This window comes from Flagellimonas flava (assembly GCF_900129665.1).
GTDB classification, from domain to species: Bacteria; Bacteroidota; Bacteroidia; order Flavobacteriales; family Flavobacteriaceae; genus Flagellimonas; species Flagellimonas flava.
Window position 1 is genome coordinate 509,267 of sequence record NZ_FQWL01000003.1, and the last position, 26,425, is coordinate 535,691.

The window sequence follows — 26,425 nt, forward strand, 5'->3', positions numbered from 1 at the left end:
AGGTAGCGAAAAGATATGGCCCCGCCCTATTCTGAGTACCTATTGGATTTCCACAACCGACCGCAGGAAATCCTTTTCAACTTCGTATTATTTATGATGAATGTGTTTGATTTGACTTTATTCCTGTCTTGGTATGAGGGCTTTTATTCCGCAGCCCTAGGAGTGGCCGTTCTGGTTGGCGAATATTATTTAATTACCTACGGGTACCGGTTTGTCAAATCAAAAATAGAGAAAGAGGCTACAGCAAGGGGTATTACATGTAAAGTGGTGCTAAGTAGAATCCAGACAATTTGGTATGCACAGCCCGAAAAAGTATCCCAAACAGATAAAGCTGCTTTGGAGTTTAATTTGGCACTTTATCTTATAGGTCTTATTGCTATTGGGATTTTATGGTTGGGCCTACTGGTCGGTTTGGGAATGTTACTACAACTTGTAGCTTAGGATTCTTTTAATACCTTAGGGATGTGCTCCCCAATTAAGCACGACATCAATCAAAAGCAACATGCATCTTCAACTTTCCGTGGTTCAACTCATCACTATCTGTGCCATTGCCAATGGGTTTGTCTTTGGTTTCTTGGTTCTTCGGAAAAAAGAAAATCGATTTGCCAATCGGTTTCTTGCCTTGACTATTATTTGCATGTGCCTGACGTTTACGCCCTATATGCTGGATCCACCTATATGGCAAGAAGAACGGTGGCTGGCATGGCTTCCTTTTTCACTATCCTATTGGATTGGCCCTGCATTTTATTTTTATGTCAAAAGTCTTACCCAACCCGACTGGCGATTTACCAAAAGGCAACTTTGGCATTTTGCACCTATCCTGCTCAATTATATCCACAGCATATACCATGGTATTTTTTCTGGAAACCATCATCCGTATTATTGGTTTCACACTACAGCTGAACTATTTCAGTCTGCTGCAATTATCTCGGTCCTAATCTACATGCTTATTACTTTGCGGATGATCAACCGATATCAGCATGTGCTTTTGGATAATGTCTCAAATACCGCCAAAATAGATTTGCAATGGGTGAAGCAAATCATACGGGTCATAATTATTTCTTTCGCCTTCATTTTGGTCTTTCTGATCATAAGTACCGGATTAAGCGGTATGGTGTTTTTTGAGCAATGGGACCAGTACAGAACCATCTTGCTTATGCTATATGCCTGCGTACTGTATTGGTTAAGCATTCATGGGTTTCTTCAGGCCCAAACACTTCAACTTCTGCGCCCTGAAAAAGAAAACCATAATCTGCCAGTGAAGGAGTTTGAAGTCGTTATCGAAAAACTACATCGAACCATGCAAACCCAAAGAGTATTTAAAAATCCGGATTTAAGCTTATCGGATTTAAGCCGGGAAGTTGGTATTTCCGAAAGGGCTATCTCGGAAGCTATCAACCGAGGACTGGGCAAGAATTTTTTTCAGTTCATCAACGAATATCGTGTAAAAGAAGTACAAGAAATATTAATAGATCCGGCCTGTTCACATCTCAAAATCATCAGCTTGGCATTCGACTCGGGGTTTAATTCCAAGGCTACATTCAACAGGATATTTAAGTCCTATACGGGACTCACTCCTAAGGAATATAAATCAAAAAACATGCCCTAAAAACGGTTTTTGAGACCTCAAAACAGGCATTGAGACTTATAAATTCTACAGCATGTATACATTGAAATCAAATTCATATGATCATGCAGAAAACATTTTTAGTATCCCTGGCCCTTACTTTTTCAATCCCTCTATTCTCGCAGTCCATCAAAGACCTAGATTTCTTAATTGGTTCCTGGGAGGTGGAGGAAACCATCTATCCCGGAACGGAAAAGGAGTATCAGGAAATTGGAAAAAGAACCTGTGAATATTACCTCAACGGACAATTTATCAAATGTGAATCCCAGACCATTGTTCAAAAAAATGGACATGAACGCTACTATTCGTATATAATCAATTATGACAAAAAGGAAGAATGTTTTAGGGCAACCAACCTTGCCCATGACTTTCCCTTGCACGGTCAGTTTAAATGGTTTTTGGACAAGGACAACCAGCGCATTATCGCCATTACTCCAAAAAACGTAATTGAAGATCGTTTCTTTAGAGCGGTCATCTCGTATGCCGACCCTGACAAGTTGGTTTGGAACGGATGGGCCAGCATGTTTAAAAAAGACAAGGACTGGGTTCAGATTTTTAATGATGTTGCCACACGTATAGAATAGGGACATGGTCCGAAGGATAACAGAAACCGTCCGTTACTTGTTATCTTTGATGAGCTCAAATAGTAACGGATGGATTTTACCAACAAAAACGTATTGGTCACGGGAGCTTCCAGGGGTATTGGAAAAGCTACGGCCATGGCCTTCGCTGAAAAAGGCGCAAATGTGGGCATCAACTACAGAAGTAATGAGGCTGCGGCCCGGGAAACCCTTAACGCCCTGTCTGGAGATGGGCATAAACTTTTTCAGCAAGATGTAAGCGATAAGGACGGTGCCCAAGCCTTGATTTCCGATTTCATTGCACACTACGGGTCCCTTGACATTTTGGTAAACAACGCGGGCATTTCCATTTTCCATGACATTGATGAAGTGGATTTTGATCATTGGACAGATGCTTGGAAAAAAATCTTTGAGACCAATTTGTTTGCAGTTTCCAACCTATGCTATTGGGGTGCCAAATCCATGATGGAATCCGGAGGAGGGAAAATTGTAAATGTATCTTCCCGGGGCGCTTTTAGAGGGGAACCCACCAAACCGGCCTATGGGGCAAGTAAGGCGGCCTTGAATGCCATGAGCCAATCCTTGGCCAAAAAATTGGCTAAGCACAATATCCATGTAGGGGTTGTGGCCCCCGGATTTACCGAAACCGAAATGGCGGCCCAAACCCTGACCCCTGTTGAACGGGACAACTTGCTACGCGAATCTCCATTTCAACGTATGGCGCAACCGGAAGAGGTAGCACACGCCATTTTGTTCCTTGCTTCAGAGGGAGCATCCTATTCTTCGGGAGCTATCATAGATGTTAATGGGGCATCATACCTTAGAAGTTAATATGAAGGCTTCTACCATAGCGCAACTGAAAAAAGAATTACAACATCGTTCACCTGATGAACTGTTGAACTTGTGTCTTCGATTAGGTCGATTCAAAAAAGAAAACAAAGAACTCCTAACCTATCTGCTATTTGAAGCGGATCATGAAGCTGGTTATATCGAATCAGTAAAAGCCGAGGTGGATGAAATGTTCGAGGAAATCAATACCAATAGTTTTTACTACATCAAAAAAAGCGCAAGGAAAATTCTTCGCACCATTAAAAAGTATGTTCGATACTCTGGGAACAAGGAAACCGAGGTGGAGCTGCTTTTGTATTTCTGTGAGAAGCTAAAAGATTTCCGTCCTTCCATAAAACAAAACATCGCTTTACGAAATCTGTACGATCGCCAAATAGCCTTTATTGACAAAAAAATAGTGGCATTGCATGAAGACCTGCAATACGATTTCAATCAAATTCTTGATGAATTAAGGTAACAGGAGGCAACCTTTATATCCCCTTTCCGCGTCTTAAACCAGAGAACCTTAATCAATTGAAAATGGGACCCAATAAAAAAACCGCCCGTATTGCAGGGCTTTTGTACTTTTTAATTGCTTTAACTGGCATTTTTAGCCTGATGTATGTTCCCTCACAACTCATAGTTTGGGACAACCCGGCGGAAACTGTGGCAAACATCAGGTCCTCGGAATTTTTATTCCGATTGGAGATTTTATGTGAACTGCTCTGCTATTTGATTTTTGTTTTCCTCCCTTTGGTGCTTTTTCAATTGTTCAAAGACGTTCATAAAAATATGGCCGTACTCATGGTAGCTTTGGTCATTGTCAGTGTTCCCCTTTCCATGGGCAGTGTAGTGCATAAATTTGATGTATTGTCCCTTTTGGGCAAAGCCGGATATTTGGAGGTATACAGTGCAGTGCAAATTGAAGCACAGGTCATGCTGGCTTTTAACTCTTATTTTAAAGGTATCCTAGTATCCCAGATTTTCTGGGGCCTTTGGCTTTTCCCTTTTGGTTATTTGGTCTTTAAATCTGGATTCCTTCCCAAGATTTTGGGCCTCTTTCTCATGGTTGGAAGTGTTGGCTATTTTATAGACTTTATAGGTAGGGTTCTTTGCCCAGATTACAATGCGCTTTGGATTTCGGATTACATCACCATTCCTGCCAGTATTGGGGAATTGGGTACTTGTTTATGGTTGTTGATCATGGGCATCAAAACCACTGGCAATACAACTCAGGAAACAGTTACCTAGTTAGAATTGCATCGGCTCCTGCTTGGCAAAATCAGTCTCGGTGATCGCTTGTCCGTTAATTTTGGCCATGTCCCAATCCTGGGTAATTTTCCAGTGGCCATCTATTTTCTTTAGCACGATATGGAACTGGCCATGACTAAAATTGGTATTCCCTTCTTTATCCGTAAACCCTATCCGATAAAATCCAACTTCGTAGGAGGCCGTGGCATTGGTGTGTCTGCTATCGAACCAAAAATCCAAACTGATGGAAACGCTATCTTCCTTGTTCTTTTTAAAGCGTTCCAAATTTTTGGATTTAAAAGCATTTTCGGTATCGATACCATCCGGGGTTACCCGAAGTACGTCATTGGCATAGGTGGCATTTAAAGCTTCGCCATCCAAGGTCTCAAAAGCATTTATGAAGGGCTTCCAAACCGTTTGGTCAATCTCTTTTTGAATGTTGCCTACTTCCGTTTGCGCATACCCCATCCAACTAAGACATAAAATACTGCAGATAATCAGTTTTCGCATTGTTTCCATCTTTGATTTTTTTTAGTTAACCCAAACCTACATCCAACATCATCATAATAATAAACCCGCCGATGAAACCCATGGTGGCAATGTCGGTATACTTATCCCGCTGGGTTTCGGGAATCACTTCCTCTACCACCACAAAAATCATGGCGCCCGCAGCAAAGGAAAGTGCATAGGGCAATATGGGTTCAAAGGTTAATACCGCCCAAGCTCCAAGTACGGCTGCAATAGGTTCCACCATGGCGGAAGCTTGACCGTACATAAAACTTTTGGTCCTACTTAATCCTTGTCTACGCAAGGGCATTGCCACTGCAAACCCCTCAGGGAAATTCTGAAGTCCAATTCCGAGGGCCAGTGCTACCGCCCCTCCGATGCTAGCACCTTCAAATCCGGCTGCTACCCCACCGAAAAGCACGCCTACGGCCAATCCTTCCGGAATGTTGTGAAGGGTGATGGCCAAGGTCAGCAGTGTGGTCCGGTGCCAGGGTGTTTTTACCCCTTCGGCCTCACTTTCCTTAAAGTTGATATGCAAATGGGGCAGTACCTTATCCAGTCCAAAAATAAATGCAGCACCGAGCAGGAATCCAACGGCAGCTGGGATCACTTTTACAAATCCCTCACCCTGACTCATTTCAATGCCCGGGGCCAATAGGCTCCAAAAACTAGCAGCGACCATAACCCCACCGGTAAAGCCGAGCATCCCATCCAAAACAGCCCGATTCATGCCTTTAAAGAAAAACACCAGGGCCGCCCCTGCCGCCGTTAATCCCCATGTAAACAAGGTTGCGTAAAAGGCAGCTAAAATGGGGTTAATACTTTCAAAATATTGAATTATCTGTTCCATTAGTTGTTCTTTTTTACGTAAAGATTTGATGCTATTTGATGCGATATATGAAGCTCCGATTGGTCAATCTTGATATGTAGCGATTGGTCAAAATCCTCCTTTTCCAACACCTCTATGGTCTTGCCCAAAGCAATACCGTTCTTGTCCAAAAATTTGAGAAAGGGGGCAGAAGTGTCTTTTACCCCAACGCACACACCTCCTGCCTTCACCTCCAAATCGCTTAGGAGTTCCTTATCCCGAACCATAAACTTGCCATCCTTGCTGGGAATGGGATCACCATGGGGGTCATACTTGGGAAAATCCAAAAGTTCATCAATCTTGTCTATAAGTTTTTCGCTTTTAATATGTTCCAACTGCTCGGCCACTTCATGGACCTCATCCCAGGTAAAATCGAGTTTTTTGACCAGGAACACCTCCCAAAGTCGATGTTTTCGGATGATGGACAGCGCAGTTTTGATGCCGATTTCCGTCAAGGAAACCCCTTGATATTTTTTGTAATGGACCAACCCCTTATCCGCCAACTTTTTGGCCATATCAGTGACCGAGGAAGGTTTGGTCTCCATTTGTTCCGCGATAGCATTGGTGGCAACCGGAACGGAATCACTTCCTCCTAGATGAAAAATGGTCTTAATATAGTTTTCCTCGGATCTGGTCATTAAAAACAAATTTGTCAAAAATACATTTTTATTTATAAAAACAAATTTTTAGATTTGCCTAAATTTATTTTTAACCAAATTTAAATAGGTGTATAAGACCCTGTTTCTCAGTATAACATTGATCCTTGTTTTTGGAAGCACCAATGCTCAGAGTACCCTAATGGGGACTATCACTGGGGAAGGACAGCCCGTTGCCTATGCCAATGTGATTTTGAAAGGAACGCAAATTGGAACAGCTACAGCTATAGATGGATCTTATTCACTAGCGAATATTGCTCCCGGTCAGTATACGGTTTTGGTATCTTCAATTGGTTATATCACCTATAGAACCACAATACTTATCGGAAAGGGCGAAGAAAAGACACTTAATGTGGAGCTGGAGGCTTCGGCCGAAAGCTTGGAGGAAACCGTGGTCACTGGAACCTTAAAACCGGTAAGTCGATTGGAAAGCGCCGTTCCGGTTGAAGTTTACAAACCTTCCTTTTTAAAAAAGAGCCCCACCCCAAGTATTTTTGAGGCCTTACAAAATGTGAATGGCGTACGTCCCCAAATCAATTGTAATGTCTGCAACACAGGTGATATCCATATCAACGGGTTGGAAGGACCCTATACGTTGGTCCTTATAGATGGTATGCCCATTGTGAGCGGTCTAGGAACAGTTTATGGCCTATCCGGAATCCCAAATTCGCTGATTGAGCAGATAGAAATTGTAAAAGGTCCGGCATCGACCTTATATGGAAGCGAGGCCGTGGGTGGACTCATCAACATCATTACCAAACATGCGCCCAACGCACCCGAATTTTTTGCCGATGCGTATTTAACGGGTTGGGGTGAATATAATTTAGACGTAGGCTCAAAAATTGAAGTGGGAAAGAAGACCGACCTGCTCCTTGGGGTCAATTATTTCAATTTTGACGAAGTGGTGGACAACAACGGGGACAACTTTACGGACCTGACCTTGCAAGATCGTATTTCGGTGTTTCAAAAATGGAATTTTAAGCGTAAGGATTCCAAGTTGTTTTCCCTGGCCGGAAGGTTTTTTTACGAAGACCGTTGGGGCGGCGAGCTACAATGGACGCCAGAGTTCCGAGGTGGGGACGAGATTTATGGGGAAAGCATCTATACCCGAAGATGGGAAGTATTGGGAAAATATCAGCTCCCCATCGATGAAAAAGTGATGCTATCCGTATCCTATAATGATCATAACCAAAACTCGGTGTATGGAGATGTTCCCTATTTGGCCGACCAACGTATTGGTTTTGGGCAATTGACCTGGGACAAAACCATAGGGAACCATGATCTTTTATTTGGAAGTGCGATTCGGTACAATTACTACGACGACAGCACCCCAGCCACATTGGAGGCCGACCAGGTTTGGATTCCAAGCTTGTTCCTTCAGGATGAGATCAAACTTGCCAAAAAACATTCCATTTTGGGTGGGGTCCGCTATGATTATGACAAAAGGCACGGCAATATTTTTACCCCAAGGGCTGCCTATAAATGGAAGATTTCTGACCATGATATCTTCAGGCTCAATGCCGGAACAGGATTCCGGGTGGTCAATCTTTTTACCGAGGACCATGCCGCCTTGACCGGGGCAAGGGAGGTGGTTATTGCAGAAGCGCTCAAACCGGAACGCTCCATAAATGTTAACCTGAACTACCTTAAAAAGATTTATGCGGACAATGGCACCTTTATTGGTCTGGATGCCTCTGCTTTTTACACCCATTTTTCCAATGTTATTTTACCGGATTACGATACCAATCCCAACCAGATCATCTACGATAACTTGGATGGGAAATCGGTCTCCAAGGGGTTGAGCGCCAATGTGGATTTGGTGCTGCCCAACGGGCTCAAGTTTTTGGTGGGCGCTACCTGGCAAGATGTGAGCAATACCGAAAATGGGGTCACCCAACGGCAAATTCTGACGGAGAGCATCACGGGAACCTGGAACGTGTCCTATACCCTTAGGAGTTTGGACCTCACCGTGGACTATACCGGGAACCTTTATGGTCCCATGCGTTTGCCCATACTTGGGGATTTGGACCCGCGAAGTGAATTTTCGCCCACTTGGAGCATTCAAAACATCCAGTTTACCTATAAGGGATTGGACAAGTTTGAGTTTTATGGTGGCGTAAAGAACCTATTGGATTGGACACCGAATCGTGGCAACCCCTTTATTATTGCCCGGGCGGATGACCCCTTTGACAGAAATGTACAGTTTGACAATCAAGGCAATGTGGTGGCCACTGCAGACAATCCTTTTGCTTTGACTTTTGACCCCAGTTATGTATATGGTCCCAACCAAGGAATCAGGGGGTTCTTTGGATTGCGGTATACGGTTTTTTAGTTCTGATTTGCCTTTCAGATGGTACTATATACTGCCTATTTCAGGCTCAAAAAGCAAATTTTGACAAAAAAACTGCTCGGTTGTTCACTATACCGAACACCGCTAAAAAATTTCCACTCTATATTCGTCTAAGCGAATATTTTTGATTGAAACAAACCCGAAAACTTAAGATCCATACCAAATTCCGTCGCCGTACTTGGGACCATACCACCGTACCCGAAATACGGTTGGAAGGTCGTTGGTTGGAGGAACTGGGTTTTGAGCAGGGAAAGACCATAAAGGTCATTCAAGAGAAAAACGTCCTGGTGCTTGTTTTGGAAGACTAGAATGCTCCTTTCCCTATCAGGGAAAGGTGTCACGCTGGCGTGACGGAAAGGGTCAGATCTCCCTTCCGTCCTGACATAAAATGTCATGCCACCTTCCCTTCCCAAGGGAAGGAGCTTTAGCATGTTCTAGAATTAAAACTTTTTGCCTGGAGAGGATAAAGAATCAGGGTTCTCATATCAGAAAGCCAGGTATCACAATTTGTGATACCTAAAATCACCATCTACTGCCCTCCTTTCCTTATTTTTGGGCCATGTCCCACTACGACTATATCATTATTGGAGGCGGTGCAGCAGGCCTATTATTGGCCGATATCTTGGGGAGGGACACCTTTTTTTCCTCCAAACAGATTTTGATCATCGAAAAAAACGCCAAGACCCAAAACGATCGCACCTGGTGTTTTTGGGAACATGGCAATGGCGATTTTGAGCCTTTATTACACCGAAAATGGTCCACCATAAAATTCGCTGGACAGGATTTGGACTTATCCACATCCATTTTGCCGTATCGGTATAAAATGCTCCGGGGCAAAGATTTCTATTCCCATTTTTTATCGCAAATGGAAACCTATAGTAACGTTTCCTGGATTCAGGATGAGGTGTTGGAGGTTGATGAAAGTCAGAGTAAAGTCAACATCAAAACCCAAAACGGTGCGTACACCGCCGACCAAGTCTTTGGCAGCATCCCGGACTTTAAAGCGGTGGCAAATCAAAACAAATACCCTCTGCTACAACAACATTTTTTAGGCTGGTTTGTGAAAACTAAGGAGACCGTATTCCAACCCGAAGAAGCCACCTTTATGGATTTTTCCATCCCCCAAAAAGGCAATACGCGGTTCATGTACGTGCTTCCTTTTTCCGAAACCGAAGCCTTGTTGGAGTATACGTTGTTTTCAGAAACCCTTTTGGAAAAAAGCGAGTATGAAAATGCCATCAAGGATTACATTCAACATAAATTGGGCGGAGTGGGTTACGAAATTCTGGAAGTGGAACAGGGAAGCATTCCCATGACCTGTTATCCCTTCCATCATAAAAATTCAGAACGCATTTTTCATCTGGGCATTGCGGGCGGTTGGGCAAAGCCCAGCACTGGATTTACCTTTTACAATACCCACAGAAACGTCAAGCAATTGGTGGCTACATTAAAGCAAGGATCATCGCTTAAAAGATTTTATAGAAGGGACCGATTTTGGTTCTATGATTTGCTGCTGTTGGATATTTTGTACGAGAAAAACCACTTGGGAGGTGCCATTTTTGAATCCATGTTCAAAAAGCGAAAGGCATCACTGATCTTGAAATTTTTAGGGAACGAAACTTCGTTTTGGGAGGACTTGAAAATCATAAGTGCCTGTCCCAAAAAGCCGTTTTTGCGAGCTTTGCTAAGACGTCTCTTTTAAACGGTACGGCGCATCAGGTTTTCCCCAAACTGTTTTAGGTTGGTCTTGTTTTTATCTGAAATTGCAAGGCCTTCCAATTGGGCAAAGGCCTTTTCGGTGTAGTCTTGAATGAGCTGCTTGGCCACATCCACCGCTCCACTTTCCAAAAAGATGTTTTTGACCGTTTCAATCTTTATCAAGGCGTCTTTGGATTGAATGGAATACAGATGAAGCAACCCTTCGCGGTCTTCCTTGGGAGCCAGTTCCAGCGCTTTTAGGTACAGAAAGGTTTTTTTATTCTCCATAATATCTCCGCCAATCTGTTTCCCAAAAGTTTTGGGATCGCCGAAGGCGTCCAAGTAGTCGTCTTGCAGTTGAAAGGCAATTCCAAGGTTCAATCCAAAATCATAGATGGCATCCATATCCTTTTCTGATGCTTCTGCTATAATGGCACCCATTTTCATGGCCGCGGCAACCAATACCGCAGTTTTATAGGCAATCATTTTCAAGTACTCAGGGATGGTAACATCGTCCCGGGTCTCAAAATCCACATCATACTGCTGTCCTTCGCAAACTTCAATGGCGGTTTTGCTAAAAAGTGCCGTAAGCTGTTTGAAAACTTCGGGGGGATATCTTTCAAAACATTGATAGGCCTGGATCAACATGGCATCTCCAGATAAAATGCCTGTATTAATGTCCCATTTTTCATGCACGGTCACCTTCCCCCTTCGCAGCGGGGCATCGTCCATAATATCATCATGCACTAGGGAAAAGTTATGGAACACCTCAATGGCCAGGGCGGCATCCAAAGCGGAGTTCACATTTCCTCCAAACAGGTCACAGCTCATCAAGGTCAGTACAGGCCGCATGCGCTTCCCACCCAAACCAAGGATATAAGTAATGGGAGCATAGAGGTTCGCAGGATCCTTTTGGGTCTGATTTTGGGTTAAGTGCGAAATAAATAGGTCTCGGTAGTAACCTATGGCGTCTGAGTTCGTCATGTATCAAAAATACGGTCATTTTAAGGAGTATCCCAATCCTTTAAAAACAACAATTCAGCAAGAATTGAAAAAAGTTTCATCAAAAAACGCAATAGATTTGAAAGTCTTCGTCTTTATGTATGAAGACCGATAACAGGCTTTACTAAATGGCAGCCAACAAGGAAAACTATACAAGGCTTAGTGCTTTTTTTAACGAGGAATATCATTCGCTACGGGGGTATGTACAATCCCGAATCGATGATACCACGGAACGTGATGCAGAGGATATTGTCCAGGATGTTGCACTCCGATTGTTTTCAAAAGCCGCTGATTATTCACCTATAAACAATATTGGTGGGTTTGTATACAACTCCATTAGGAACAAAATCATTGATGTAATGCGTACCAAAAAAGAAACAGTGCATGAAACCGAAGGTTTTGAACGACAGTGGGCAGAATTTGCCGAGTTGTTTTATGGTGAAGCGGACAACAACTATTCTGAAAACCTCAAGCAAGCGTTGAAGATTGCCATAAAATCCCTAAAGCCCGTATACCAGGATATCATCTTGGCCGTGGACTTTGAAGGTTATTCCTATCGTGAAATTTCGGAAGAAACCGGAATTTCTCCTGGGACATTAATGTCAAGAAGGCACCGGGCACTCTCGCTGCTTTCCAAATATTTAGAAACAGAAAAAAACATGAGTAATAAAAAATAAGAATATGGAACCAAAAGAACGATACTACGAAAAGAGGGTGGAAAAGTATGTGACCAAAGGATTTAAAATCTTCTTTGCCGCAATATTCTTCATTGGACTTGTGCTCCTAGCAGGCTATGTGATGATGCTACTATGGAATTGGTTGATGCCAGATTTGTTTGGACTTACCACCATTGGATACTGGCAGGCACTTGGAATTATGCTACTGGCCAAAATAATCTTTGGTTTTGGAAACCATTCGTCAAAAAAGTCCAATTACAAATCCAAAAAACGTCATAGTAGTGACAGATTTTGCAGAACTAAAAAGGAATTCAGCAAATGGCAGCACTACGATCAATTCTGGAAAGAGGAAGGGGAAGATGCCTACAATGCATATCTAGAACGCATACAAAAGGAAAAATCAAATGAATCCGCGCAAGAGAACTAAGGCACTTCAAAAAATAGAGAACTACCGGCGCAGGGCTTTTTTCTGGCGCTCAACCCCTAATTCAACAACTCAGCCCCATGCGGTTACAGAATTACGTTCTCTTAATGTTGATTAGCGGCATATAATCTCTCATGATTAAACATTCGTTAAAAAAATGCAAAACCTTGGAAACTTTTTTTGTTTTTTAAGTTTCCAAGATTATTTTTGACGCCGATTATGAGAGAAAAGATTTTACATAAGGCAACGGATATGTTCTTGACCCTCGGTTTTAAGAGCGTTACAATGGATGATTTGGCCAATGAAATGGGGATTTCCAAAAAAACAATCTACTCCCATTTTGAGAATAAGACCAAGTTGGTGGAGGAAAGTGTGATGGACCTTTTCTGGTTTATCTCCAATGGTATTGATGAGATTGTATCTGTTCAGAAGGACCCCATTGAAGAGCTTTATGAAATCAAAAAGTTTGTCATGTGCCATTTAAAGGATGAAAAATCATCTCCACAGTACCAATTGCAGAAGTACTACCCCAAACTACACGACACTTTAAAAAAGAAGCAGTTTGAGGTAATGCAAAAATGCGTACTTGACAATATTAAAAGAGGTATAAAATTGGGAATATACCGTGACAACCTCAACGTTGAGTTTGTCGCCAGAATTTATTTCTCCGGGGTAATAAGTATAAAAGACCCCAGTCTTTTTCCTATGAGCATGTTTTCACACCCCCTATTGGAAGATAGCTTTTTGGAATACCATTTAAGAGGAATTGTAACTCCCAAAGGAAGAAAAAAATTAAACTCAATCATCAATTCAAATCAAGAATAAATGCGAACAACCATCACCAGTTTATTTTTAATCCTTACATGGCTTGTCCAAGCGCAGGAAAGCACACCATACAGCTTTAGCCTGGACCAAGCCATTGCACATGCGCTGGAGCATAATTACAGTGCCATTAATGCGAATAGGGATATTGTGGATGCCCAAAAGCAGAAATGGGAGACCATTGCAGACGGACTACCCCAAATATCGGGTGCCATTAGTTATCAAAACCAGTTGAAACAACCTGTGAGTCAGATTCCAGCGGAATTTTTTGGAGGGGAACCAGGTACTTTCCAAGAAGTTGTATTCGGCCAACCTCAATCTGCAAGTGCCACGGCAACCTTGACCCAACAAATATTTGACGGAAGTTATATTGTTGGCGTACAGGCAACCAAAGCCTTTTTGAGCTTCAGCCAGAACAACAAGGAAAAGACAGAGTTAGATGTGCGAAAATCAGTAGTTGAGGCCTATGGCAACGTATTGTTGGCGCAAGAAAGTGTTTTGATTTCAGAGAACAACAAGGCCACCTTGGAGAAGAACCTCTATGAAACCGAAAAGATTTTTGAAAACGGTTTGGGAGACGAAGAGAGCGTTGACCAGTTAAAAATCACGTTGTCTTCGGTAGAAAACCAGCTGAAGAACGCGAAACGTTTGGAAAAAATCACACTTCAAATGTTGAATTTGGTGTTGGGCCTTCCAATTGAGACAGCGACAGTTTTAACAGAAAATCTGGATGACCTTACCCAAAAGCAAATCGATTTTGGGCTATTGGATTCCGTCTTTAATATTGAGAACAACGTGGATTACAAGTTGGCCATCAACCAAGAGGAGCAACGTTACTTTGAACATAAATTGGCAAAAAGCAGGGCTCTTCCCACACTTAATGCCTTTGTTAACTACGGCGGAAACTCCTTCAGCGATCGTTTCAACTTCTTAAGCAATGGTCAGCAATGGTTTGGGTCTTCCGTTTTAGGTTTCGACCTTAACATTCCAATCTTTAGTTCCTTCAAAAGAAGCGCGGGCACACAAAGGGCCAAAATAGCTTTGGACAAGGCAAGAACACAACTCAATGAGGCGGAAGAGCAGATTCGACTGCAACTTGAAAGCGCAAAGAGCGATTATATTCTGTCCATTGAAGAATATGGGACATCCAAAGAGAACTTATCCCTTGCAGAGCGTATTGAAAACAAAAATCAGGTGAAATACACAGAGGGGTTGGCTACGAGCTTTGAATTAAGACAGGCACAGACCCAGTTGTATTCCACACAACAAGAATACCTTCAGTCCATGGTGGACGTCATTAACAAGAAAACCGAATTGGAAAATATCCTAAATAAATAGTATTAAACCATCTCAATCATGAAAAAAATAACATATATCGTACTTGCAGCAGTAATCCTTTCCTCTTGTGGAGGTGGTGACAAAGGTTCTGTTGAGAGTGTTTTGGCCGGAAACAATCTTGAGGCCATTCGCGCTAAACGAAGTGAGGTTTCAGATCAGCAGAAAGCCTTGGAACAACAACTTCATGCACTGGATTCGGCCATCGCCCAATTGGATGACAACGCCAAGCTTCCCTTGGTGACCACTATCGAGGCCAAGACAGAAAAATTTGATCACTATTTGGAACTGCAAGGTGATGTAATGACCAAACAAAACGTATTGGTGTATCCTGAAATGGGAGGAACCTTATATCGCGTTTATGTCAAAGAAGGCCAGAAGGTTTCCAAAGGACAGGTTTTAGCCTCTATTGACGACGGAGGCCTATCCAGCCAATTGGCCCAAATGAAAACGCAGGCCGCTTTGGCAAAGACCACTTTTGAACGTCAAAAAAGGCTTTGGGATCAAAGCATTGGTTCGGAAATCCAGTATTTGGAGGCCAAGACTTCTTATGAAGCCCAGGAAAGTGCCGTAAAACAGATGCAAAGCCAGGTTGGAAAATCAACCATCAGAGCTCCTTTCTCAGGTATCATAGATGATGTGATCAAAGATCAGGGCACCGTGGTAAGCCCAGGGCCTGGTTCCGAGGTGTTCCGAATTGTGAACCTTTCCAATATGTACATCGAGGTGGAGGTGCCCGAGAGTCACCTACCCAATGTAACCCCAGGAAAGAATGTCAATGTTTACTTCCCTGTTTTGGGTGATAGTGTATCCACTAAAGTAAGACAGACCGGAAACTTTATCAATCCAGGGAACCGTTCGTTCACGGCCGAGATTCCAGTACCTAGCCAAAATGGAAAAGTAAAACCAAATTTGACAGCCAAGGTAATGATCAATGACTACACCAATGAAAATGCTATTTTGATTCCTCAAAGTATCGTTTCTGAAAATGCAGAAGGAGAGCAATATGTGTATCTCGTGGAAGCTGATTCGGCCTCTTCCGATGCTATCGCCATAAAAGCCATCATTGAAACTGGAAAGACCCAAGGCGACTATGTTGAGGTCCTTGAAGGAGTTGAAAGTGGTGATGGTGTCATCAATGAAGGAGCAAGAAGTGTCAAAGAAGGACAAAAGGTTCGGATAAAAAATGGCGACCAAGGCCATGGAAAGTAGTCAGCAAACAACAACTATCAACTAATGTCTATCATCAATAGACTAAAGACCGACATAGAATGAGTAAGCAAAAGAAAAAAGTAGATAAGGAATTTAAACTTTCATCTTGGGCCATCGACAACAAAACAACCATGTATGTTTTGATTGCCGTGATTTTGTTCCTCGGAGCATCCGCCTACTTTAGCATGCCAAGGGAAAACTTCCCAGAAATCAAGGAGACCAAAATATATATCAGCTCTGTTTATCCAGGAAACACGGCAGAGGATATTGAAAAATTGATTACGGACCCGCTAGAAGATGAACTGAAAACGGTGAGCAATGTGGTTGAAATTACCTCCACCTCCCAGGAAGACTATTCCATCATTATCGTGGAGTTCGATGAGAATATCTCGGTAGAGGCCGCCAAACAAAAAGTGAAAGATGAAGTGGACGGTCAGACCGCTGGTGAAGATTGGCCCACATTCAACGGAGCGAAAGTGGAACCCAATGTATTCGACCTCAGTATGTCAGAGGAAATCCCCATTCTGAACATCAATATCTCCGGGGACTATCCCGTGGACAAGTTGAAGGAATATGGCGAATATCTGGAGGATGAAATCGAAGGCTTGCAGGAAATTAAACAAGTTGATATTAGAGGCGCGCAGGAAAAGGAAGTGGAAGTAGCGGTTGACATCTATAAAATGATGGCCGCCCAGGTCAACTTTGATGATGTTATCAATTCCATCAACAGGGAAAATATGACAACTTCTGCGGGTAACCTAATTACCAGTGGACAACGAAGGACTATCAGAATTGTTGGGGAAATTGACGAACCAAAGGATTTGGACAACTTCGTGGTGAAATCGGAAAACGATGATCCCGTCTACCTCAAGGATATTGCCAAGGTCACTTTTAAGGAAGAGGATAAAACCACCTATGCCAGGGAATTTGGACATCCGGTAGTGATGTTGGATGTAAAGAAAAGAGCTGGCAAAAACATGGTAGCCGCTGCAGAGCAGATTCAGGTCATTGTGGATGACGCAGTGAAAAACGTATTTCCGCAAGATTTGTCGGTGACTATCGCCAACGATCAATCTTCCAAGACCATAGGACAAGTGGATGACTTGGTGAACAATATCATCTTCGGTATCATCTTGGTGGTGACCGTTTTAATGTTCTTCCTAGGATTTAAAAATGCACTATTTGTTGGTTTCGCCATTCCCATGTCCATGTTCATGTCCTTGATGATATTGAGCACTTTGGGCTATACCATGAATACCATGATCCTTTTTGGACTTATTATGGGATTGGGAATGTTGGTGGACAATGGTATTGTGGTTGTTGAAAATGTTTATCGACTGATAGACCAGGAAGGAATGTCCCGTTTGGAAGCGGCCAAAAAAGGGATTGGCGAAATCGCTTTTCCCATTATCATATCAACCTTGACCACCGTAGCAGCTTTTGTTCCGCTTGGACTATGGCCGGGGGTTATGGGACAGTTCATGATCTATTTCCCAGTGACATTGTCTGTGGTGTTGGGGTCATCCTTGTTCGTGGCCATCTTTTTTAACTCCGTATTGGTATCGAGATATATGACTACTGAGGACAAAAAAATGCCTTTGAAACAGATCATCCAGCTTACATCCATTGTGGCCGGAATAGGTTTATTGATTATTCTTTTCGGAGGAACGTATCGTGCTTTGGGTACCCTAATGGTGGTTACCGCTGTATTATTGTGGATTTATCGACTCTTCTTACGGGGTTGGGCCAACGGTTTCCAAAATACAATCCTTCCAAAATGGGAAAAATTCTATGAAAGAACCTTGCGTAGGGCACTGGCAGGAAGAAAGCCCATATTTATTGCCGTGGGAACCTTTGTGCTCTTGTTCTTGGCCTTCATGGGCTTTGGGGCATCAGTTGGAAGTCAACGGACCAAGGTGGAATTCTTCCCGGATAACACCCCTAACCAAATCATTGTCTACATAGAGTATCCAGAAGGTACCGATATTAAAAAGACCAATGAGATTACTGCTGAGGTAGAACAACGAGTTTACAATATCATTAATGAAGATGCTTATTTACATGGAGATTATAATTTTTTAACGGAAAGTGCGGTTTCCCAAGTGGGCGAGGGTGCAGGGAATCCTCAGACTGATGGAGGTTCTTCAGCTGAGATGCCGCACCGAGGAAAAATAACCGCCACAATGCGTGAATATAAATTTCGCGAAGGTGCGGATAGTAACGACCTGCTGAAAAAAGTTCAGGAGGCCTTGAAAGATGTCTACCCTGGTGTTGCCATCTCCGTTGAAAAGGATGCGGTTGGACCTCCGGCTGGTTATCCCATCAATATTGAGTTGGAAGGAAACGATTATTCCGAATTGATTGCTACGGCAGAGAAAATGAGGAATTATATCAATTCCAAGAACATTCCTGGAATCGATGAGCTGAAAATTGATGTAAACAAATCCAAGCCCTCCATGTTGGTTGAGGTAGATCGTAAGAAAGCTGGGGAGTTGGGTGTATCCACAGGACAGGTGGGACAACAGTTGCGTAATTCCATCTTTGGCGCCAAAGCGGGTATTTATAAAGAAGACGGTGAAGATTACGATATCTATGTTCGCTTCAATGAAGAAAACAGGTACAATACCAGTGCTATCTTTAACCAAAGGATAACGTTCAAAGACCAAAATTCTGGACAGACCAAGGAAGTCCCTGTTTCGGCGGTGGCCAAGCAAACCAACAGTTCTGGTTTCAGTGCCATCAAGCATAGGGACGTAAAACGTGTGGTGACCGTATATTCCGCCTTAGCTCCAGGATTCACGGACGCAGGTGCCATTGTGAGCAAGGTACAGGACGAAATGGAGAGTTTTAGTGATCTCCCCGCGGATATCAAAATTGATTACACGGGGCAAATCGAGGAACAAAACAAACAAATGGCATTTTTAATGGGTGCCTTCTTTACCGGATTGGGATTGATTTTCTTTATCCTGATTTTCCAGTTCAACTCCATTTCAAAACCTGGCATTATTATGTTGGCGATATTCCTAAGTCTAATCGGGGTATTTGGTGGTATTGTGGCCACGGGTAGTGCCTTTGTGATCATGATGACCATGATGGGTATTATTTCACTTGCCGGTATTGTGGTAAACAATGGTGTGGTACTGTTGGATTATACCCAGCTGCTGATCGATAGAAAGAAAGTAGAGCTGGAATTGGAAGAAGATGAATTGTTGGAGTCCAAAGATTTCTTGGAAGCAGTGGTGAAAGGTGGAAAAGCAAGGTTACGCCCTGTATTGTTGACAGCTATCACAACCATCTTAGGTTTGATTCCATTGGCTACAGGATTTAATATCAACTTCTTTACCCTGTTCAGTGAGTTCAACCCGAATATCTATTTCGGAGGGGACAACGTAATCTTCTGGGGGCCCTTGGCCTGGACGGTGATTTACGGACTGTTGGTGGCAACTTTCTTAACATTGATTGTGGTACCTATCCTATTCAGTTTGGTGTACCGCGTTAAAGTGCGAATCCAAAAAAGAAGAATCAGAAAAGAAGAAAACAACAAAGAGGTGTTGGATATTGCGGCGTAAGATTAAAGTTGTTTTCAAAAAAAAGCCCCCTGATATATCAGGGGGCTTTTTCATTAAACACTGTATGTAGTTACTTGTCAACAGAAACTATTTCGGATTGGTTCCAATTCTTCACGTGCATAATGCGATTGTCCACAAAATCCACTTCCTTCAAAATATCTCCTTCCCAGAAGAACCATTTTCCTGATTTTTTGCCTTCCATATACTTTCCAGCAGCAATTTTTTTGCCGCTCTCATCGTACATGAGCCATTGACCATGTAATTTATCCTTTAAAAAAAAGCCGGTTTGGGCTATATTACCGTTTTCGTGAAAATATGTAGCTTTTACCATTTTCCCCACTTTTTCCAAAGTCGGTTCTGTTCCTTGAGGGTACATATAAACCGAAAACATCATCGCTAATAAAAATATTGCTTTCTTCATTATGATATGGGTTTTATCTATTGCTGTTTGCTTTAACTAACGTTACAAAGTTACTATTATTTTACATTAAATATATATTTCAATAACATTTAATTTACATTAAATTAACTTTAAATCCATAAAAATCTACATATCAGCATTTTAAATATTATCATTTCAAGACGTTAGAGGCCGTTTGTCGATAATTCTGTACCAAAAAACAAAGGGTTTTACATGTAAATTTAAAGTTAAATGAAGGTTATCCCAGTATTACTTTCAGGTTATGAAGACAGAATTGGGTTTATCGTAATTGAATCTTTACCAGGCCAGAAAATGTATATATCTGGCAATAAATCCTAACATTCCTATTAAATTTGCCCCTCTATAATTAATGTCATGTACAGAAGTAATACTTGCGGTGCCCTAAGGGCTTCCAACATCAATTCAGAAGTTGTTTTAAGTGGTTGGGTACATAAGGTAAGAGACAAAGGCTTTGTGGTTTGGATAGACCTAAGGGACCGGTACGGAATTACCCAATTGGTATTGGATCAAGATCGTACTCCTAAGGGGTTGTTGGAAGAAGCAAGGGAGCTTGGCAGGGAAACCGTGATCCACATTAAAGGTCAGGTGATTGAGCGTGCCTCCAAAAACCCAAATATTCCAACTGGAGATATTGAAGTACTTGTGCAGGAACTGCAGGTTTTAAACGAATCCATTCTTCCTCCCTTCACCATAGAAGATGAAACTGATGGAGGTGAGGATATCCGAATGAAATATAGATACCTTGATATCCGAAGAAACCCGGTCAAGGATAATCTCATTTTCCGCCACAAAGTGACCATGGAAGTGCGCAAGTACCTTTCCGATGAAGGTTTTATTGAAGTGGAAACACCGTATTTGATAAAATCCACACCAGAGGGTGCCAGGGATTTCTTGGTCCCAAGTCGAATGAACGAAGGTCAGTTCTACGCCCTGCCCCAATCCCCGCAGACCTTTAAACAGCTGTTAATGGTGGGCGGAATGGATAAATATTTTCAAATCGTAAAATGCTTTAGGGATGAAGATCTAAGGGCGGACCGTCAACCGGAATTCACCCAAATAGATTGCGAAATGGCCTTTGTGGAACAGGAAGACATTTTAAATGCTTTTGAAGGTCTAACCAAACATCTACTTAAAGAAGTTCATGGTATAGACTCTGGTGATTTTCCAAGAATCACCTTTGACGAAGCCATGCAAAAATACGGTAACGACAAGCCGGACATCCGGTTTGGAATGGAATTCGGAGAATTGAACAGCGTTGCGCAACACAAAGATTTTAATGTCTTTAATTCAGCAGAATTAGTGGTCGGTATAGCTGTTCCTGGTGGAGCTTCATATACCCGAAAGGAAATTGACAAACTTATAGATTGGGTAAAACGCCCACAAGTTGGCGCCAAGGGTATGGTCTATGTCAAATGTAATGAGGATGGTTCATACAAATCGTCCGTAGACAAATTTTACGACCAAGAAGATTTGGCCAAATGGGCCGAAGTTACCCAAGCCACGACGGGGGATTTAATTTGTGTACTATCTGGGAATACCGGCGAGACAAGAGCGCAATTGAGTGCGCTTCGTATGGAGTTGGCCGAGCGGTTGGGCCTTAGAAAACCAAATGAGTTCGCACCCCTTTGGGTAATTGATTTTCCACTATTGGAATTGGATGGGGAAACCGGAACTTACCATGCCATGCACCACCCATTCACTTCACCAAAACCTGGACAATTGGAATTACTGGAAACCAATCCCGGTGATGTAAAGGCCAACGCCTATGATCTGGTCCTGAACGGAAACGAAATTGGAGGAGGATCCATACGTATACATGATAAAGAAATCCAAGCCACCATGTTCAAGCATTTGGGCTTTACTCCTGAGGAGGCCAGGGAACAGTTTGGATTTTTAATGGACGCTTTTCAATACGGGGCGCCACCCCATGGAGGTATCGCCTTTGGATTGGATAGATTGGTGTCTATTTTGGGCGGACAGGAGACCATTCGTGATTTTATTGCTTTCCCTAAAAACAATAGTGGTAGGGACGTTATGATCGATGCGCCGGCAACAATTGATGATGAGCAATTGAAGGAATTAGGTTTAAAGTTAATGTCGTAATACAGTGAACATGGTCGCCCAAAGCCCTATTTTAAACAAGTTTTTAGCCCTAGTATCCCTCGCTTTTCTAATTTCTTGTTCTACCGATGGAGACAAGGAAATTGCAGGGGATGATACTCCCATAGTTGAGGACACCACTCCTCCTACCATAAGTCTCCAAGGACTTGTAACCAATCAAGTTTTAAGTGAAGTAATCCAGATTTCGGCTAACATATCCGATGATATTGATCAAAACGTCAATCTAAAAGTCCTTCTGGAATCAGAAGAAATCTATGATAGTAATTCTACTTATTCCTTTGAATTTGACCCGAATTTATATGCCCCGGGTGAAAAAACACTACGATTTGTTGTAACCGATGGCTCGACCAACTCCAATGCCATCGAAATTAAAATCAAAATTCAACGCATACTACTTCGATTGATGACCGAGGAGAATTATATACGGAATCCCATAGAAGAGGCCTATGCTTTTCTTTCCGACCTCCAAGGTAACCCACTGGATAGTATTGAGCTTGGTAACCAAACAGACCATACTTTCCTTGCCCCTTTTAGCTTTGATGCCCAACAAGATTTTATTTTGACCGTGGTGGCCAAAGAAGTGAACGGTGCCATTAACATAGAGTCCACTCCCCATCTAAACCGGGGAAAAGTGACGGATTTTTATCTAAAAAATCAAGGTAGGTTTGATTTTGAATCCATCCAAATTGAATTTGGCTCCACAGGGTTTTCCCATCTTGAAGGGCTTGGATATGGGTATTTTGTTTTTACCCCTGATCAGAATATTGGTACTCTAGATTTGCTCGATAGGCAAAACCCCACCGAAAACATCTTTATTCTATCCCCTGGAGGCCCTGTAAACGGAACACATTTTGTAGCTAGGCTTAAAAGAGATACCATTTCCGACCCTTTGGTATTAACTTCGGGTGATTTCAGTTCAGATAATATATCGGTCGGGAACTTTCCGTACACTGATACTTCCCAGATTGGTCTGCTCGGCTACGAAAATGAAGATGATTTTCAAAATTATAGATTTCACAATGTATTGTTTGGAATTGGACAAATTGTAAATTCCAATAGAATTCTACACCCCTATGTGGATGACCTTCCCTTTTACAGTCACTCCTATACGGACCTTTATGGTGCCAATTTGGATGGTTATAGATATCTTGGTGAAGGACTCCCATTAAATGAATACAATCCTGCAGAAACTGACCTTGTGACCGCTTTAGGCAACGCATCAATAAATATATCCTTTACGCCCATAAGTAATTTCTTTAGTGGGAAAATCCATCTAAAATCTGAAAATCAAAACTCCAATTGGACAGTTGGTTTTAATGCTAATACGGACAAGAATCTAGCCCTGCCAAAAATGCCCAACTTGGGGGGGTTGGAAACTCTTGACCTTACCGACTTTTCGATTAAATCCTCACGAATTTCCAAGTATGCCAATGTTTCATCTTATGATGAATACATTACGAAAGTAAAAAGTATGGCAATCAACTATTACCAACATTCTTCGTTTGTGGAACATATTACCGTATGGCCAGAACTGGATAATCGTGAAGAATTCCTGGATCCACTACAATAAGTTAGTATTGAATTCCCCTACTCCGACCAATCTATCCTTTTTTTTGCGAATTTTGGTTTTAATTATTCCTTAAGCTAAGCTTTAGTAAAGTGGTTTATGCCAAAAATGCGCTGAAAAAATTCCTAAAGTGGAGATATAAAAACATCTCCAACAAAACCTTTGTGCATCTAATGAGCGTGGTTGTGGGTTTTTTGGCAGGTCTTGCAGCCGTAACCCTAAAGAACATCACCTATTTTATTCAAGCTTTGTTGGAAGGTGGAATCGTAATTTCAAAAAACCAGCTCTACTTCATTCTTCCGGTAATCGGTTTGACCTTGGTTTACCTTTATGTGAAATTTGTACATAAAAGACCCATTCAGCATGCGGTTTCTTCCATAATATTCTCGCTCTCCAAAAAAGGGGGGTTGTTGTCGACCAAAAACATTTACACCCCACTTATTGCAGCGCCGTTGACGGTAGGTTTTGGTGGTTCGGTAGGGTTGCTGGGGCCAGCTGTTAAATCGGGCTCGGCCATAAGTTCCAATCTGAGCCGGTTGTTTCATATTGATGCAAAGACACGGTCGCTTTTGGTGGCCTGCGCCTCGGCTGGGGCCATTTCGTCCATTTTCCAATCCCCTATTGCGGCCATTATTTTTGCTGTGGAGGTATTCACCTTGGATCTCACCATGCTTTCCATGCTTCCTTTGTTATTGGCCTCTATTTCGGGAGTACTTACTTCTTATTTCTTTTTGGGGAACGAGATCCTTTTCAGTTTTTCTCTATCCGAAGGATTTGAACTGAAGGATACTTTCTTTTACGTCGTATTGGGTGTAGGTACTGCTTTTGCCTCTATCTATTTTACCAAAATGTATTTTGCGATTCTGGGTTTTTTTAAACGATTTAAAAGCCCCAAATACAAACTGCTGGTTGGGGGAATCGCCATAGGAATAATGCTGTACGCCATTCCACCACTTTATGGGGAGGGCTTTGGGTTTATCAATAATTTACTGGAAGGCAATCACCTTAAAGCACTTGGGAATACACCTTTTGATGCATTTACAGATAATATTTGGGTCGTTATAGCCCTTTTATTTGGGATTACAATTTTTAAGGCCATCGCCATGACCACGACCTTTGCGGCAGGTGGAGCTGGGGGAACCTTTATTCCAACAATGGTTATGGGGAGTGCACTGGGGAACGTAGTCGCCAAGGTCATCAACAATCTTGGACTGGGCTTTGAGGTTTCCGAAAGTAATTTTACGCTTATTGGAATGGCAGGATTGATTGCCGGGGTAATCCATGCACCGCTTACCGCCATATTTTTGATTGCCGAGATTACTGGTGGCTACCAACTCTTTGTTCCCTTGATGATTACGGCTTCCATATCTTACCTTATCACCAAAAATGCATTGGACTATACCATATACACAAAAGAACTGGCAAAAATAGGAGCAGTTTTAACCCATAATAAAGATCAAATGGTCCTGGGCTTGATGGAAATGGACAATGTGATAGAGACTAATTTTAAATCGGTACACCCGGAAATGTCCTTGGGCGAAATGCTCCATCAATCTGTATCAAAATCTAAAAGAAACATTTTTCCAGTACTGGATGAACAGCAAAAACTGATAGGTATCATTTTGTTGGATGATATTCGGGAGTTTATGTTCGATACTGACCTGTATGGGACCATCTTTGTGAAAAATCTGATGCATGCTCCCCCAGAACATATTTTTTACGACTCGGACAACATGAAAAAGGTCATGCAAAAGTTCCAGGATAGTGGTGCTTGGAACCTTCCGGTAATCAAAGATGGAAAATATCTTGGCTTTATATCCAAGTCAAAATTGTTGACAGCCTATAGAAGAAAACTGATAAACTATACAAGATGAAAATGAAATATATTGTTCTATTGGTACTCTTGGCTTCCGCAACTTCCATTATCTATGGTTTTAACATTAAAGAGGAGAATCCAAAGGGGGGCAACAAATTTATTGGCGCGGGGACCGTAGGACTTTTCTTGGTGGCAATGCCGCTTTTTTTGATAAAGGAAAGTAAGGGTAAAGACATGAAAGATTATATGTTAACCCGGGAGAATATTAAAAAGATGCAAGAAAAGGAAGAGAAAAATGCTGAGAATCAATAATTTTCTTAAGATTTAAAGTGGAATTCTCCCAAAGCAATCCAAAAAAAGCTACATTAGTACTTTAACAATTATTTATTTTAATGACTGGCACAGTAAAATTTTTTAATGGATCTAAAGGTTATGGGTTCATTACCAACGACGACACAGGAAAGGACATTTTTGTTCATGTAACCGCATTGAACGGAGTGGAACTAAACGAAGGCGACAAAGTAGAATACCAAGAAGAAGAGGGAAGAAAAGGAATGGTTGCTGCACAAGTGCAAGTAATCGGATAACAATATTTTATTTTGATTAAGTTGAAACCCTGATGTAAACATCAGGGTTTTTTGATTAATAGAAGCAAGGCCTATTGTTTTTCTTTGTCCTTTTTATCCAAAGGGCAAGAACATAAAGCTGCGTAAAGTGCCGAATTTTTTTTCTTGTCCAATTTTGAACAAACAGTGGGCTTTCTGCAACTTTTCTTAGCGCCACTTTTCTTGACCGGACTTTCTCCAGATTTGCACCTGGCAATTCCATCCATGATTCCTTGGGCATACTCGATTTGTCCCTTACTTCTCCACTCATCTGCATGCCTTTCACCTACTCGCATTGCTTCAGAACTATTACAATACATCTTAGCTGCATTCAGTCCTTGTTCAAAAGTCCACTTCTCCTGGGCACTTGAAAAGAAGACCATCGTTAATCCCAAAACCAAAGTCATGTAAATTTTCATATCCATTATTTATTAGTTAACACCAATAAATATAAGTAATCTTTTTCT

26 protein-coding genes are annotated in these 26,425 nt (G+C 42.1%); 20 read left to right on the forward strand and 6 right to left on the reverse strand.

What is annotated here, in order from left to right; genetic code table 11:
* Positions 1-15 precede the first annotated feature (15 nt).
* The 6 genes from BUC10_RS11880 to BUC10_RS11905 all read left to right on the forward strand — a co-directional run bounded on the left by BUC10_RS11880 (position 16) and on the right by BUC10_RS11905 (position 4,287).
* Positions 16-441 (forward strand): hypothetical protein, encoded by a 426-nt coding sequence (locus tag BUC10_RS11880; protein ID WP_073179834.1) that lies wholly within the window; start codon positions 16-18, stop codon positions 439-441.
* A gap of 61 nt (positions 442-502) precedes the next feature.
* A complete protein-coding gene (locus BUC10_RS11885; protein WP_073179835.1) occupies positions 503-1,609 on the forward strand; it encodes a helix-turn-helix domain-containing protein in 1,107 nt (368 codons plus the stop codon).
* Positions 1,610-1,692: 83 nt separating this feature from the next.
* A complete protein-coding gene (locus tag BUC10_RS11890) occupies positions 1,693-2,211 on the forward strand; it encodes a hypothetical protein (protein WP_073179836.1) in 519 nt (172 codons plus the stop codon).
* 69 nt (positions 2,212-2,280) lie between these two features.
* The gene (locus tag BUC10_RS11895) at positions 2,281-3,039 is read left to right on the forward strand and encodes an SDR family NAD(P)-dependent oxidoreductase (protein WP_073179838.1); all 759 of its coding nucleotides are present in this window, start codon (positions 2,281-2,283) and stop codon (positions 3,037-3,039) included.
* A gap of 1 nt (position 3,040) precedes the next feature.
* The gene (locus tag BUC10_RS11900) at positions 3,041-3,514 is read left to right on the forward strand and encodes a hypothetical protein (protein ID WP_073179839.1); all 474 of its coding nucleotides are present in this window, start codon (positions 3,041-3,043) and stop codon (positions 3,512-3,514) included.
* A gap of 62 nt (positions 3,515-3,576) precedes the next feature.
* Entirely contained in the window at positions 3,577-4,287 is a 711-nt protein-coding gene (locus BUC10_RS11905) for a DUF4386 domain-containing protein (RefSeq protein ID WP_073179840.1), read from the forward strand.
* Here the strand turns inward: BUC10_RS11905 and BUC10_RS11910 are convergent, their stop codons facing one another.
* Genes BUC10_RS11910 through BUC10_RS11920 form a run of 3 tightly spaced genes read right to left on the reverse strand, consistent with a single transcriptional unit; the run spans position 4,288 to position 6,300 of the window.
* Complete coding sequence (locus BUC10_RS11910) at positions 4,288-4,797, reverse strand: YybH family protein (RefSeq protein WP_165614894.1); 510 nt, start codon at positions 4,795-4,797, stop codon at positions 4,288-4,290.
* 25 nt (positions 4,798-4,822) lie between these two features.
* Entirely contained in the window at positions 4,823-5,644 is an 822-nt protein-coding gene (locus tag BUC10_RS11915; RefSeq protein ID WP_073179842.1) for a ZIP family metal transporter, read from the reverse strand.
* Positions 5,644-6,300, reverse strand: coding sequence for a metal-dependent transcriptional regulator (locus tag BUC10_RS11920; RefSeq protein WP_073179843.1), 657 nt, complete (start codon positions 6,298-6,300; stop codon positions 5,644-5,646). Before BUC10_RS11920 ends, BUC10_RS11915 begins: the two co-directional genes overlap by 1 nt.
* Positions 6,301-6,388: 88 nt before the next feature.
* Between BUC10_RS11920 and BUC10_RS11925 the strand changes: the two genes are divergently transcribed.
* The 3 genes from BUC10_RS11925 to BUC10_RS11935 all read left to right on the forward strand — a co-directional run bounded on the left by BUC10_RS11925 (position 6,389) and on the right by BUC10_RS11935 (position 10,370).
* A complete protein-coding gene (locus tag BUC10_RS11925) occupies positions 6,389-8,650 on the forward strand; it encodes a TonB-dependent receptor (RefSeq protein WP_073179844.1) in 2,262 nt (753 codons plus the stop codon).
* Positions 8,651-8,796: 146 nt separating this feature from the next.
* Positions 8,797-8,976 (forward strand): SymE family type I addiction module toxin, encoded by a 180-nt coding sequence (locus tag BUC10_RS11930; RefSeq protein WP_073179846.1) that lies wholly within the window; start codon positions 8,797-8,799, stop codon positions 8,974-8,976.
* Positions 8,977-9,227: 251 nt separating this feature from the next.
* Entirely contained in the window at positions 9,228-10,370 is a 1,143-nt protein-coding gene (locus BUC10_RS11935; RefSeq protein WP_073179848.1) for a lycopene cyclase family protein, read from the forward strand.
* Here the strand turns inward: BUC10_RS11935 and BUC10_RS11940 are convergent.
* Positions 10,367-11,350: a polyprenyl synthetase family protein gene (locus tag BUC10_RS11940; RefSeq protein WP_073179850.1), complete on the reverse strand. Its 984-nt coding sequence runs from the start codon at positions 11,348-11,350 to the stop codon at positions 10,367-10,369. The genes BUC10_RS11935 and BUC10_RS11940 overlap by 4 nt on opposite strands.
* Before the next feature lie 146 nt (positions 11,351-11,496).
* Here BUC10_RS11940 and BUC10_RS11945 point away from each other — a divergent pair, with 146 nt between their 5' ends.
* The 6 genes from BUC10_RS11945 (at position 11,497) to BUC10_RS11970 (ending at position 19,407) form a co-directional block, all read left to right on the forward strand.
* Positions 11,497-12,045, forward strand: a complete 549-nt coding sequence (locus BUC10_RS11945; protein ID WP_073179853.1) for an RNA polymerase sigma factor — start codon at positions 11,497-11,499, stop codon at positions 12,043-12,045.
* 4 nt (positions 12,046-12,049) lie between these two features.
* Positions 12,050-12,472, forward strand: coding sequence for a hypothetical protein (locus tag BUC10_RS11950; RefSeq protein WP_073179855.1), 423 nt, complete (start codon positions 12,050-12,052; stop codon positions 12,470-12,472).
* Positions 12,473-12,688: 216 nt separating this feature from the next.
* The gene (locus BUC10_RS11955) at positions 12,689-13,294 is read left to right on the forward strand and encodes a TetR/AcrR family transcriptional regulator (protein WP_073179857.1); all 606 of its coding nucleotides are present in this window, start codon (positions 12,689-12,691) and stop codon (positions 13,292-13,294) included.
* The gene (locus BUC10_RS11960) at positions 13,295-14,629 is read left to right on the forward strand and encodes a TolC family protein (protein WP_073179859.1); all 1,335 of its coding nucleotides are present in this window, start codon (positions 13,295-13,297) and stop codon (positions 14,627-14,629) included.
* 18 nt (positions 14,630-14,647) lie between these two features.
* Positions 14,648-15,838 carry an efflux RND transporter periplasmic adaptor subunit gene (locus BUC10_RS11965; RefSeq protein ID WP_073179861.1) on the forward strand — a complete coding sequence of 397 codons (1,191 nt, stop codon included), beginning with the start codon at positions 14,648-14,650 and terminating at the stop codon, positions 15,836-15,838.
* A 59-nt stretch (positions 15,839-15,897) separates the two neighbouring features.
* The gene (locus BUC10_RS11970; RefSeq protein WP_073179863.1) at positions 15,898-19,407 is read left to right on the forward strand and encodes an efflux RND transporter permease subunit; all 3,510 of its coding nucleotides are present in this window, start codon (positions 15,898-15,900) and stop codon (positions 19,405-19,407) included.
* A 70-nt stretch (positions 19,408-19,477) separates the two neighbouring features.
* Here BUC10_RS11970 and BUC10_RS11975 read toward each other — a convergent pair whose 3' ends face one another.
* The gene (locus BUC10_RS11975; RefSeq protein ID WP_073179865.1) at positions 19,478-19,828 is read right to left on the reverse strand and encodes a toxin-antitoxin system YwqK family antitoxin; all 351 of its coding nucleotides are present in this window, start codon (positions 19,826-19,828) and stop codon (positions 19,478-19,480) included.
* 375 nt (positions 19,829-20,203) lie between these two features.
* Between BUC10_RS11975 and aspS the strand changes: the two genes are divergently transcribed.
* The 5 genes from aspS to BUC10_RS12000 all read left to right on the forward strand — a co-directional run bounded on the left by aspS (position 20,204) and on the right by BUC10_RS12000 (position 25,940).
* The gene (gene aspS, locus BUC10_RS11980) at positions 20,204-21,952 is read left to right on the forward strand and encodes an aspartate--tRNA ligase (RefSeq protein ID WP_073179868.1); all 1,749 of its coding nucleotides are present in this window, start codon (positions 20,204-20,206) and stop codon (positions 21,950-21,952) included.
* A gap of 10 nt (positions 21,953-21,962) precedes the next feature.
* Complete coding sequence (locus BUC10_RS11985) at positions 21,963-23,540, forward strand: hypothetical protein (protein ID WP_073179871.1); 1,578 nt, start codon at positions 21,963-21,965, stop codon at positions 23,538-23,540.
* Between the two features lie 170 nt (positions 23,541-23,710).
* Complete coding sequence (locus BUC10_RS11990) at positions 23,711-25,411, forward strand: chloride channel protein (protein ID WP_116465773.1); 1,701 nt, start codon at positions 23,711-23,713, stop codon at positions 25,409-25,411.
* A gap of 2 nt (positions 25,412-25,413) precedes the next feature.
* Positions 25,414-25,665 (forward strand): hypothetical protein, encoded by a 252-nt coding sequence (locus BUC10_RS11995; RefSeq protein ID WP_073180135.1) that lies wholly within the window; start codon positions 25,414-25,416, stop codon positions 25,663-25,665.
* Positions 25,666-25,745: 80 nt separating this feature from the next.
* Positions 25,746-25,940 (forward strand): cold-shock protein, encoded by a 195-nt coding sequence (locus tag BUC10_RS12000; RefSeq protein ID WP_073179873.1) that lies wholly within the window; start codon positions 25,746-25,748, stop codon positions 25,938-25,940.
* A 71-nt stretch (positions 25,941-26,011) separates the two neighbouring features.
* On the opposite strand, the gene BUC10_RS12005 is transcribed toward BUC10_RS12000, so the two are convergent.
* The gene (locus BUC10_RS12005; RefSeq protein WP_131819075.1) at positions 26,012-26,377 is read right to left on the reverse strand and encodes a hypothetical protein; all 366 of its coding nucleotides are present in this window, start codon (positions 26,375-26,377) and stop codon (positions 26,012-26,014) included.
* Positions 26,378-26,425: the final 48 nt, after the last annotated feature.